The organism is Streptomyces sp. MUSC 14 (assembly GCF_001866675.1).
Lineage (GTDB): Bacteria > Actinomycetota > Actinomycetes > Streptomycetales > Streptomycetaceae > Streptomyces.
Map to the genome: position 1 here is coordinate 38,582 of NZ_MLYN01000100.1, position 11,835 is coordinate 50,416.

Consider the following 11,835-nt stretch of genomic DNA (forward strand, 5'->3'; position numbering starts at 1 on the left):
GAACCATGAGCAAGATCCTGATCCGTGGTGCGAAGGTGCTCGGCGGCGAGCCGCAGGACGTGCTGATCGACGGCGAGGTCATCGAGGCGGTCGGCACCGGCCTGTCCGCCGAGGGCGCGGAGGTCGTGGAGGCCGGCGGCAAGGTGCTGCTGCCGGGCCTGGTCGACCTGCACACCCACCTGCGCGAGCCCGGCCGCGAGGACTCCGAGACGGTGCTGACCGGCACGCGCGCGGCCGCCTCCGGCGGCTACACGGCCGTGTTCGCCATGGCCAACACCTTCCCGGTCGCCGACACCGCCGGTGTCGTCGAGCAGGTCTACCGGCTCGGCCGGGAGCACGGCTACTGCGACGTGCAGCCGATCGGCGCCGTCACCGTCGGCCTGGAGGGCAGGAAGCTCGCCGAGCTCGGCGCCATGCACGAGTCGGCCGCCGGGGTCACGGTCTTCTCCGACGACGGCAAGTGCGTGGACGACGCCGTGATCATGCGCCGCGCCCTGGAGTACGTGAAGGCCTTCGGCGGGGTCGTCGCCCAGCACGCGCAGGAGCCGCGGCTGACCGAGGGCGCCCAGATGAACGAGGGCGTCGTCTCCGCCGAGCTGGGGCTCGGGGGCTGGCCGGCGGTGGCCGAGGAATCGATCATCGCCCGGGACGTCCTGCTCGCCGAGCACGTCGGCTCCCGCGTCCACATCTGCCACCTGTCGACCGCCGGCAGCGTCGAGATCGTCCGCTGGGCCAAGTCCCGCGGCATCGACGTCACCGCCGAGGTCACCCCGCACCACCTGCTCCTCACCGACGAGCTGGTCCGCACGTACAACCCGGTCTACAAGGTCAACCCGCCGCTGCGCACCGAGCGGGACGTGCACGCCCTGCGCGAGGCCCTGGCCGACGGCACGATCGACATCGTCGCCACCGACCACGCCCCGCACCCGCACGAGGACAAGGACTGCGAGTGGGCCGCGGCCGCCATGGGGATGGTGGGGCTGGAGACCGCGTTGTCGGTGGTCCAGGAGACCATGGTCGACACGGGCCTGCTGGACTGGGCCGGCGTCGCCGACCGGATGTCCGCCAAACCCGCGCAGATCGGACAGGCCACCGGGCACGGCCGTTCCGTCTCGGCCGGTGAGCCCGCCAACCTCACCCTCGTCGACACGGAATACCGTGGTCAGGTGGACCCCGCGGGCTTCGCCTCGCGCAGCCGCAACACCCCCTACCAGGGGCGTGAGCTGCCGGGCCGTGTGACGCACACGTGGCTGCGGGGCAAGGCCACGCTCGTCGACGGGAAGCTCACGTGACACCTCTCATCCTGCTGGCCGAGGCCAAGAAGTCGGCCGACGTCACCGACTGGCCGGCCCGCATCGGCTGGCTCGTCGGACTCGTCCTGTTCATCGCGCTCGTCTACTGGCTGATGCGCGAGGGCTGGAAGTGGCGCGGCACGCTCCAGAGCGACCTCCCGGAGCCGCCCGCCGCGCCGGAGGAGACCGGCCCGGCCAAACTGAAGCTGAGCGGCCGCTACCACGGCTCCACCACCGCCGGGCAGTGGCTGGACCGGATCGTGGCCCACGGCCTGGGCACCCGCAGCCGGGCCGAGCTGACCCTGACCGACGCGGGCCTGGAGGTGGCGCGCCCCGGAGCGTCCGACTTCTTCGTCCCCGTCACCGCACTGCGCGGAGCCCGGCTGGACAAGGCCATCGCCGGCAAGGTCCTCCCCGAGGGCGGCCTGCTGGTGGTGACCTGGGCGCTCGGCGACAAGCTGATCGACTCCGGCTTCCGCTCCGAGCGGGCGGCCGAGCACACCGAGTGGGTCGACACCCTGAACCACATGATCAACGACACGGAAGGCGCACGATGACGACCTCCACCAGGGGAGCCGCCAGGGTTCCCGCCGTACTCGTCCTGGAGGACGGCCGGATCTTCCGCGGCCGTGCCTACGGGGCCGTGGGGGAGACCTTCGGCGAGGCCGTGTTCTCCACCGGCATGACCGGCTACCAGGAAACCCTGACCGACCCGTCGTACGACCGCCAGATCGTCGTCGCGACCGCCCCGCAGATCGGCAACACGGGCTGGAACGACGAGGACGACGAGTCCAGCCGCATCTGGGTCTCCGGCTACGTCGTGCGCGACCCCGCGCGCGTGCCGTCCAACTGGCGGGCCGAGCGCTCCCTGGACGACGAGCTGGAGCGGCAGGGCGTGGTCGGCATCTCCGGCATCGACACCCGCGCGCTCACCCGCCACCTGCGCGAGCGCGGCTCGATGCGCTCCGGCATCTTCTCCGGCGCGGCGATCGCCGCCGAGGCGGAGCTCCTCGCGCGCGTGCAGGCCCAGCCGCACATGAAGGGCGCCTCGCTGTACGAGGAGGTCGCCACCAAGGAGGCCTACGTCGTCCCGGCCGTCGGTGCGAAGAAGTTCACCGTCGCCGCGATCGACCTCGGCATCAAGGGCATGACCCCGCACCGCATGGCCGAGCGCGGCATCGAGGTGCACGTCCTGCCCGCCACCGCCACGGCCGACGACATCTACGCCGTCGCGCCGGACGGCGTGTTCTTCTCCAACGGCCCCGGCGACCCGGCCACGGCCGACGGCCCGGTGGCGCTCATGACCGCCGTACTGGAGCGGAAGACCCCGTTGTTCGGCATCTGCTTCGGCAACCAGATCCTCGGCCGCGCCCTCGGCTTCGGCACCTACAAGCTGAAGTACGGCCACCGGGGCATCAACCAGCCGGTCCAGGACCGCACGACCGGCAAGGTCGAGGTCACCGCGCACAACCACGGCTTCGCCGTGGACGCGCCGCTCGACAAGGTCAGCGAGACGAGGTTCGGCCGTGCCGAGGTCTCGCACGTCTGCCTGAACGACGACGTCGTGGAGGGGCTGCAGCTGCTCGACCAGCCGGCCTTCTCCGTCCAGTACCACCCCGAAGCGGCAGCGGGCCCGCACGACGCCGCCTACCTGTTCGACCGCTTCGTTTCCCTGATGGAGGGCCAGCGTGCCTAAGCGCACCGATATCCAGTCCGTCCTGGTCATCGGCTCCGGCCCGATCGTCATCGGCCAGGCCGCCGAGTTCGACTACTCCGGCACCCAGGCGTGCCGCGTGCTCAGGGCCGAGGGCCTGCGCGTCATCCTCGTCAACTCCAACCCGGCGACGATCATGACCGATCCGGAGATCGCCGACGCGACCTACGTCGAGCCGATCACCCCCGAGTTCGTCGAGAAGATCATCGCCAAGGAGCGCCCCGACGCCCTGCTGCCCACCCTGGGCGGCCAGACGGCCCTGAACACCGCGATCTCGCTGCACGAGAACGGTGTCCTGGAGAAGTACGGCGTCGAGCTGATCGGCGCCAAGCCCGAGGCCATCCACAAGGGCGAGGACCGCGACCTGTTCAAGGACGTCGTGGAGGAGGTCCGGCGCAAGACCGGCCACGGCGAGTCCGCCCGCTCGGTCATCTGCCACTCCATGGACGACGTCCTGCAGGGCGTCGAGACCCTCGGCGGCTACCCGGTCGTCGTCCGCCCGTCCTTCACCATGGGCGGCGCCGGTTCCGGCTTCGCGCACGACGAGGAGGAGCTGCGCCGCATCGCCGGCCAGGGCCTCACGCTCTCCCCGACCACCGAGGTGCTCCTGGAGGAGTCCATCCTCGGCTGGAAGGAGTACGAGCTGGAGCTGATGCGCGACAAGCACGACAACGTCGTGGTCGTCTGCTCCATCGAGAACTTCGACCCGATGGGCGTGCACACCGGTGACTCGATCACCGTCGCGCCCGCGATGACGCTGACCGACCGCGAGTACCAGGTCCTGCGCGACATCGGCATCGCCGTGATCCGCGAGGTCGGCGTCGACACCGGCGGCTGCAACATCCAGTTCGCGGTGAACCCCGAGGACGGTCGTGTGATCGTCATCGAGATGAACCCCCGCGTGTCCCGCTCGTCCGCCCTCGCCTCCAAGGCCACCGGCTTCCCGATCGCGAAGATCGCCGCCAAGCTGGCCGTCGGCTACACGCTGGACGAGATCCCGAACGACATCACGCAGGAGACCCCGGCCTCCTTCGAGCCCACGCTCGACTATGTGGTCGTCAAGGCCCCGCGCTTCGCGTTCGAGAAGTTCCCGCAGGCCGACTCCACGCTGACCACCACCATGAAGTCGGTCGGCGAGGCCATGGCCATCGGCCGCAACTTCACCGAGGCCTTCCAGAAGGCGCTGCGCTCGCTGGAGAAGAAGGGCAGCCAGTTCACCTTCGTCGGCGAGACGGGTGACAAGGCGGCCCTCCTGGCGGAGTCCGTACGGCCCACCGACGGCCGTATCAACACGGTCATGCAGGCCATCCGCGCCGGCGCCACGCCCGAGGAGGTCTTCGAGTACACGAAGATCGACCCCTGGTTCGTGGACCAGCTCTTCCTGATCAAGGAGGTCGCGGACGAGCTGGCCGAGGCCCCCGAGCTGACCGCCGGACTGCTCGCCGAGGCCAAGCGCCACGGCTTCTCCGACCAGCAGATCGCCGAGCTCCGCGGCCTGCGCGAGGACGTCGTCCGCGAGGTGCGGCACGCCCTCGGCATCCGCCCGGTCTACAAGACGGTCGACACCTGCGCCGCCGAGTTCGCCGCGAAGACGCCGTACTTCTACTCCTCCTACGACGAGGAGTCCGAGGTCGCGCCCCGCGAGAAGCCGGCCGTCATCATCCTGGGCTCCGGCCCGAACCGCATCGGCCAGGGCATCGAGTTCGACTACTCCTGTGTCCACGCCTCCTTCGCGCTGAGCGACGCGGGCTACGAGACGGTGATGGTCAACTGCAACCCGGAGACCGTCTCCACGGACTACGACACCTCCGACCGCCTGTACTTCGAGCCGCTGACGCTGGAAGACGTGCTGGAGATCGTCCACGCCGAGCAGCAGGCCGGCCCGGTGGCGGGCGTGATCGTGCAGCTGGGCGGCCAGACCCCGCTGGGCCTCGCCCAGGCCCTGAAGGACAACGGCGTACCGGTCGTCGGTACCTCGCCGGAGGCCATCCACGCCGCCGAGGACCGCGGCGCCTTCGGCCGGGTCCTCGCCGAGGCGGGCCTGCCCGCCCCGAAGCACGGCACGGCCACCGCCTTCGAGGGCGCCAAGGCGATCGCCGACGAGATCGGCTACCCGGTGCTCGTCCGGCCCTCGTACGTGCTCGGCGGCCGCGGCATGGAGATCGTCTACGACGAGGCCCGCCTCGCGTCCTACATCGCGGAGTCGACCGAGATCAGCCCCTCCCGGCCGGTGCTCGTCGACCGCTTCCTGGACGACGCGATCGAGATCGACGTCGACGCCCTCTACGACGGCGAGGAGCTGTACCTCGGCGGTGTCATGGAGCACATCGAGGAGGCCGGCATCCACTCCGGCGACTCCGCCTGTGCCCTGCCCCCGATCACCCTGGGCGGCTACGACATCAAGCGCCTGCGGGCCTCGACGGAGGCCATCGCCAAGGGCGTCGGTGTGCGCGGCCTGATCAACATCCAGTTCGCGATGGCCGGCGACATCCTCTACGTCCTGGAGGCCAACCCGCGCGCCTCGCGCACCGTGCCCTTCACCTCGAAGGCGACCGCGGTGCCGCTGGCCAAGGCCGCAGCCCGGATCTCGCTGGGCGCGACCGTCGCCGAACTGCGCGCCGAGGGCCTGCTCCCGGCGAACGGCGACGGCGGCGAACTGCCGCTGGACGCGCCGATCTCCGTCAAGGAGGCCGTCATGCCGTGGTCGCGCTTCCGCGACATCCAGGGCCGCGGCGTCGACACGGTCCTCGGCCCGGAGATGCGTTCCACGGGCGAGGTCATGGGCATCGACTCGGTCTTCGGCACGGCGTACGCCAAGTCCCAGGCCGGCGCCTACGGCCCGCTGCCCACCAAGGGCCGCGCGTTCATCTCGGTCGCCAACCGCGACAAGCGCTCGATGATCTTCCCGGCGCGCGAACTGGTCGCGCACGGCTTCGAGTTGCTCGCCACCTCCGGCACCGCCGAGGTCCTCAAGCGCAACGGCATCAACGCCACGGTCGTGCGCAAGCAGTCCGAGGGCGCCGGCCCGAACGGCGAGAGGACCATCGTCCAGCTCATCCACGACGGCGAGGTCGACCTCATCGTCAACACCCCGTACGGCACCGGCGGCCGCCTCGACGGCTACGACATCCGTACGGCGGCAGTGGCCCGTTCGGTGCCGTGCCTGACGACGGTGCAGGCCCTCGCCGCGGCCGTCCAGGGCATCGACGCCCTCAACCACGGTGACGTGGGCGTCCGTTCGCTCCAGGAACACGCGGAACACCTGACCGCGGCCCGCGACTAGCAGCCCTGAGGGGGACACCGGAAACGGTGTCCCCCTCTGTACGAGGACCCCCCTCAGGACCCCCGAGGACTTTTCCGAGATGTACAAGCTCTTCTTCCGTCTGGTGTTCCGGCGGATGGACGCCGAGAAGGCCCACTACACGGCCTTCCGCTGGATCCGTCTGACCGTGCGCATTCCGGTGCTGCGCACCTTCGTCGCCGCCGCCCTCGCCCCCCGCCACAAGGAACTGCGCACCGAGGCGCTCGGGCTGCGCATGCACGGCCCCTTCGGGCTCGCCGCGGGCTTCGACAAGAACGCCGTCGCGATCGACGGCATGTCGATGCTCGGCTTCGACCACGTCGAGATCGGCACGGTGACGGGGGAGCCGCAGCCCGGCAACCCCAAGAAGCGGCTGTTCCGCCTCGTCGCGGACCGCGCGCTGATCAACCGCATGGGCTTCAACAACGACGGCTCCCTGGCCGTGGCGGCCCGTCTCGCGACCCGCAGGCCGGTCTTCAGGACCGTCGTGGGCGTCAACATCGGCAAGACCAAGGTCGTCCCGGAGACGGAGGCCGTCGGCGACTACGTGAAGTCCGCCGAGCGGCTCGCGCCGTACGCCGACTACCTGGTCGTCAACGTCTCCTCGCCGAACACACCCGGCCTGCGCAACCTCCAGGCCACCGAGTCGCTGCGCCCGCTGCTGACCGCCGTGCGCGCGGCCGCCGACCGCACGGTCGCGAACCGCCGCGTCCCGCTGCTGGTGAAGATCGCCCCGGACCTCGCCGACGAGGACGTCGACGCCGTCGCCGACCTGGCCGTGGAGCTGGGCCTGGACGGCATCATCGCCACGAACACCACCATCGCGCGCGAGGGCCTCGGCCTGCGTTCCGCGCCCTCGCTCGTGCAGGAGACCGGCGGCCTGTCCGGCGCCCCGCTCAAGGAGCGTTCCCTGGAGGTCCTGCGCCGCCTGTACGAGCGCGTGGGCGACCGGATCACCCTGGTGGGTGTCGGCGGCATCGAGACCGCCGAGGACGCCTGGCAGCGCATCCTGGCCGGGGCCACGCTGGTCCAGGGCTACAGCGCCTTCATCTACGAGGGACCCTTCTGGTCCCGCGCGATCCACAAGGGCCTCGCCGCGCGCCTGCGCACCAGCCCCTACGCCACCCTCGCCGACGCGGTCGGCGCCGACGTGAGGAAGTCCGCATGACCGTTCTGGAGCCCTTCGGCGCCCGGCTGCGCCGCGTCATGGACGAGCGCGGCCCGCTGTGCGTCGGCATCGACCCGCACGCCTCGCTGCTCGCCGGGTGGGGTCTGAACGACGACGTGGCCGGTCTGGAGCGGTTCAGCCGCACCGTCGTCGAGGCCGTGGCCGACCGGGTCGCCGTGATGAAGCCGCAGAGCGCCTTCTTCGAGCGCTTCGGCTCGCGCGGCGTCGCCGTCCTGGAGACGGTCGTCCGGGAGGCGCGCGCGGCCGGCACGCTGGTCGTGATGGACGCCAAGCGCGGCGACATCGGTTCCACCATGGCCGGGTACGCGGAGGCGTACCTGCACCAGGACGCCCCGCTGTTCTCGGACGCCCTGACGGTCTCGCCGTACCTCGGCTACGGCTCGCTCAGCCCGGCCGTGGCCCTCGCCCGCGAGAGCGGCGCCGGCCTGTTCGTGCTGGCACTGACCTCGAACCCGGAGGGCCCCGAGGTGCAGCACGCGGTGCGTGCGGACGGCCGCAGCGTGGGGGCGACCATGCTCGCCCACCTGGCCGCCGAGAACGCCGGGGAGGAGCCGCTGGGCTCCTTCGGCGCCGTCGTCGGCGCGACGGTTGGCGACCTGTCGTCGTACGACCTCGCGATCAACGGCCCGCTGCTGGCGCCCGGCGTCGGCGCGCAGGGGGCGACGGCGGCCGACCTTCCGAAGGTCTTCGGCCCGGCGTTGCGCAACGTCGTGCCGAACGTGAGTCGGGGTGTTCTGCGTCACGGTCCCGACACGGGGGCGCTGCGCGCGGCCGCGGAGCGGTTCGCCGAGGAGATTCAGGCCGTCGTCGCAGGTTCCTGAGCCCTCCGAGGCATGGCCGGGCAGGCGGCGGGCCGGCGACTTGAGTGTGAATACATCCTCAAATCGGGGGCATTATGTCTGAAATGTCCGTCCTGGCGGAGGCTGACCAGGACTTTTCCGCTGTTCTCGCTGACTCTGGCGGACTTGCCCGCTAGTCTCCGAGCAGTGGGAGCCCTTCCCGCGCCCTTCAGGCAGTGGGGGAGAACGGGCAGCGTGTTGCTCGTGGCTCCCCAGGTGTGGGGCGACTAGGTTCCTCACCGGTCCGTATCCGACAGTTCGACATCCGAGGTGACGTAGGCGTGGCTCTTCCGCCCCTTACCCCTGAACAGCGCGCAGCCGCGCTCGAAAAGGCCGCCGCGGCTCGCCGGGAGCGGGCCGAGGTCAAGAATCGACTCAAGCACTCCGGCGCCTCCCTGCACGAGGTGATCAAGCAGGGCCAGGAGAACGACGTCATCGGCAAGATGAAGGTCTCCGCACTGCTCGAGTCGCTGCCCGGCGTGGGCAAGGTCCGCGCCAAGCAGATCATGGAGCGTCTGGGCATCTCCGAGAGCCGCCGCGTGCGGGGTCTCGGTTCCAACCAGATCGCCTCCCTGGAGCGTGAGTTCGGCAGCACCGGCTCCTGAGTCCGGCTCCCCGGTCCACGGGGAGCCGGCCGGGCGTCCCGGGCACCCCGGGATTGCTGGAATAATCGCTGCATGAGTGAACGTCCGCGGCTGACCGTGCTCTCCGGCCCCTCGGGGGTCGGCAAGAGCACGGTCGTCGCCCATATGCGCAAGGAACACCCCGAGGTCTGGCTCTCGGTGTCGGCCACCACCCGCAAGCCCCGTCCCGGTGAGCGGCACGGAGTCCACTACTTCTTCGTCACCGACGAGGAGATGGACAAGCTGATCGCCAACGGCGAGCTGCTGGAGTGGGCCGAGTTCGCCGGGAACCGCTACGGCACGCCGCGCGCGGCCGTGCTGGAGCGGCTGGAGAACGGCGCGGCCGTTCTGCTGGAGATCGATCTCCAGGGCGCCCGGCAGGTGCGGGAGTCGATGTCCGACGCCCGGCTGGTGTTCCTGGCTCCCCCCTCCTGGGAGGAGCTGGTGCGCAGGCTGACCGGCCGGGGCACCGAGTCGCCCGAGGTCATCGAGCGCCGCCTGGAGGCGGCCAGGACCGAGTTGGCGGCCGAGCCGGAGTTCGACATGACCTTGGTCAACACCTCCGTCGAGGACGTGGCGCGCGAGCTGCTAGCCTTGATGGACGTTGTGTGATCGTTCTCGATCTTTTTCCCTCTTTCGGAAGGTAGAGCGTGTCCTCTTCCATCACCGCGCCCGAGGGCATCATCAACCCGCCGATCGACGAGTTGCTTGAGGCCACCGACTCGAAGTACAGCCTCGTGATCTACGCCGCCAAGCGGGCGCGTCAGATCAACGCGTACTACTCCCAGCTGGGCGAGGGTCTCCTCGAGTACGTCGGTCCCCTCGTCGACACCCACGTGCACGAGAAGCCGCTCTCGATCGCCCTGCGTGAGATCAACGCGGGTCTGCTGACGTCCGAGGCCATCGAGGGCCCCGCGCAGTAGTACTTTCAGATCGCGATTGACTTATCCACAGGCCCGGCAGTCACACTGCCGGGCCTGTGGTGTGTGATGGTCCCGTAGGTTCCGAGCCGGGGAGAGACGGTGGACAAGCCGAAGGTCGTTCTGGGGGTCAGTGGCGGAATCGCCGCGTACAAGGCCTGTGAGCTGCTGCGCAGACTGACGGAGTCGGGCCATGACGTACGCGTCGTCCCCACCGGCTCGGCGCTGCACTTCGTCGGTGCCGCCACCTGGTCCGCGCTGTCGGGCAACCCCGTCTCGACGGAGGTCTGGGACGACGTCCACGAGGTCCCGCACGTCCGTATCGGCCAGGGCGCCGACCTCGTCGTCGTCGCGCCCGCCACGGCCGACACGCTCGCCAAGGCCGCCCACGGCCTCGCCGACGACCTGCTGACCAACACGCTCCTGACCGCCCGCTGTCCGGTCGTCTTCGCGCCCGCCATGCACACCGAGATGTGGGAGCACCCGGCCACCCAGGAGAACGTGGCCACGCTGCGCCGCCGCGGCGCCGTCGTCATCGAACCCGCCGTCGGCCGGCTCACCGGCGTCGACACGGGCAAGGGCCGGCTCCCCGACCCGGCCGAGATCTTCGAGGTCTGCCGCCGGGTGCTGGCCCGGGGCACCGCCGTGCCCGACCTGAAGGGCCGCCATGTGGTCGTGTCGGCCGGCGGCACCCGTGAACCCCTCGACCCGGTCCGCTTCCTCGGCAACCGCTCCTCCGGCAAGCAGGGCTACGCCCTCGCCCGCACCGCCGCCGCCCGCGGCGCCCGCGTCACGCTGATCGCGGCCAACACCGTCCTGCCCGAGCCGGCGGGCGTGGACGTCGTCCCGGTCGGCACGGCGGTCCAGTTGCGCGAGGCCGTCGTGAAGGCGTCGGCGGACGCCGACGCGGTCGTCATGGCCGCAGCCGTCGCGGACTTCCGCCCGGCGGCCTACGCCGCCGGGAAGATCAAGAAGAAGGACGGCCAGGAGCCCGAGCCGATCGTCCTGGTGCGGAATCCGGACATTCTTGCGGAGATTTCCGCCGATCGTGCCCGGCCGGGACAGGTGGTCGTCGGCTTCGCCGCCGAGACCGACGACGTCCTCGCCAACGGCCGCACCAAACTCGCCCGCAAGGGCTGTGACCTGCTCGTCGTCAACGAGGTGGGGGAGCGCAAGACGTTCGGCGCCGAGGAGAACGAGGCCGTCGTGCTGGGCGCCGACGGCAGCGAGACCCCCGTGCCGCACGGGCCCAAGGAAGCCCTGGCCGACACCGTGTGGGACCTGGTCGCCGAGCGCCTGCGCTGAGCCCCGGCGCGCCCCCGCGGACGCCCGCTGGGGGCGCGCACGAGCACTTCTCGATCACCCCTCGATTCGGGTGTGGTGACCCTGGTCAATGCCACCGGGCATTGGGCAGAATGCCCGTGCCGCAGGTCACAGCGCTCCCGAGAGGTGAGACTGTGGCCCATCGGCCGAGTGCGACCGATAAACTGTTCCAGGTCGGCATCAGGCGCAGCCCTCGTGCCGACAGCAAATGATCAGCCAGCAGCCGCTGCAACCACAGGGAGCGTTGTGTCCCGTCGCCTGTTCACCTCGGAGTCCGTGACCGAGGGCCACCCCGACAAGATCGCTGACCAGATCAGCGACACCATTCTCGACGCGCTTCTGCGCGAGGACCCGACCTCCCGGGTCGCCGTCGAGACGCTGATCACCACCGGCCTGGTGCACGTGGCCGGCGAGGTCACGACCAAGGCCTACGCACCGATCGCGCAGCTCGTCCGCGACAAGATCCTGGAGATCGGCTACGACTCCTCCAAGAAGGGCTTCGACGGCGCCTCCTGCGGCGTGTCGGTGTCCATCGGCGCGCAGTCCCCGGACATCGCGCAGGGCGTCGACACGGCCTACGAGAACCGGGTCGAAGGCGACGACGACGAGCTGGACAAGCAGGGCGCGGGCGACC

11 protein-coding genes are annotated in these 11,835 nt (G+C 70.6%); all 11 read left to right on the top strand.

Annotated elements, in window-relative coordinates:
• The first annotated feature begins 5 nt into the window (after positions 1-5).
• On the top strand, positions 6-1,292 hold the full coding sequence (locus tag BIV25_RS44445; RefSeq protein ID WP_071378294.1) for a dihydroorotase: 1,287 nt from the start codon (positions 6-8) through the stop codon (positions 1,290-1,292).
• A complete protein-coding gene (locus tag BIV25_RS44450) occupies positions 1,289-1,849 on the top strand; it encodes a hypothetical protein (RefSeq protein ID WP_071378295.1) in 561 nt (186 codons plus the stop codon). Before BIV25_RS44445 ends, BIV25_RS44450 begins: the two co-directional genes overlap by 4 nt.
• Positions 1,846-2,988, top strand: coding sequence for a glutamine-hydrolyzing carbamoyl-phosphate synthase small subunit (carA, locus tag BIV25_RS44455; RefSeq protein ID WP_071378296.1), 1,143 nt, complete (start codon positions 1,846-1,848; stop codon positions 2,986-2,988). The genes BIV25_RS44450 and carA overlap by 4 nt, the downstream gene beginning before the upstream one ends.
• On the top strand, positions 2,981-6,289 hold the full coding sequence (carB, locus tag BIV25_RS44460; protein WP_071378297.1) for a carbamoyl-phosphate synthase large subunit: 3,309 nt from the start codon (positions 2,981-2,983) through the stop codon (positions 6,287-6,289). Before carA ends, carB begins: the two co-directional genes overlap by 8 nt.
• Positions 6,290-6,368: 79 nt before the next feature.
• Positions 6,369-7,475 (top strand): quinone-dependent dihydroorotate dehydrogenase, encoded by a 1,107-nt coding sequence (locus BIV25_RS44465; protein WP_071378298.1) that lies wholly within the window; start codon positions 6,369-6,371, stop codon positions 7,473-7,475.
• A complete protein-coding gene (gene pyrF, locus BIV25_RS44470; protein WP_071378299.1) occupies positions 7,472-8,317 on the top strand; it encodes an orotidine-5'-phosphate decarboxylase in 846 nt (281 codons plus the stop codon). Before BIV25_RS44465 ends, pyrF begins: the two co-directional genes overlap by 4 nt.
• A 299-nt stretch (positions 8,318-8,616) precedes the next feature.
• Complete coding sequence (locus tag BIV25_RS44475) at positions 8,617-8,940, top strand: integration host factor (protein WP_003977346.1); 324 nt, start codon at positions 8,617-8,619, stop codon at positions 8,938-8,940.
• A gap of 72 nt (positions 8,941-9,012) precedes the next feature.
• Entirely contained in the window at positions 9,013-9,570 is a 558-nt protein-coding gene (gmk, locus tag BIV25_RS44480; RefSeq protein WP_071378300.1) for a guanylate kinase, read from the top strand.
• Positions 9,571-9,608: 38 nt separating this feature from the next.
• Complete coding sequence (rpoZ, locus tag BIV25_RS44485) at positions 9,609-9,881, top strand: DNA-directed RNA polymerase subunit omega (RefSeq protein ID WP_005319902.1); 273 nt, start codon at positions 9,609-9,611, stop codon at positions 9,879-9,881.
• 99 nt (positions 9,882-9,980) lie between these two features.
• Positions 9,981-11,183, top strand: a complete 1,203-nt coding sequence (gene coaBC, locus BIV25_RS44490) for a bifunctional phosphopantothenoylcysteine decarboxylase/phosphopantothenate--cysteine ligase CoaBC (RefSeq protein WP_071378301.1) — start codon at positions 9,981-9,983, stop codon at positions 11,181-11,183.
• Positions 11,184-11,447: 264 nt separating this feature from the next.
• Positions 11,448-11,835: S-adenosylmethionine synthetase N-terminal domain-containing protein (locus tag BIV25_RS44495; RefSeq protein WP_305729344.1), on the top strand; the 388-nt coding region annotated here is incomplete at its 3' end.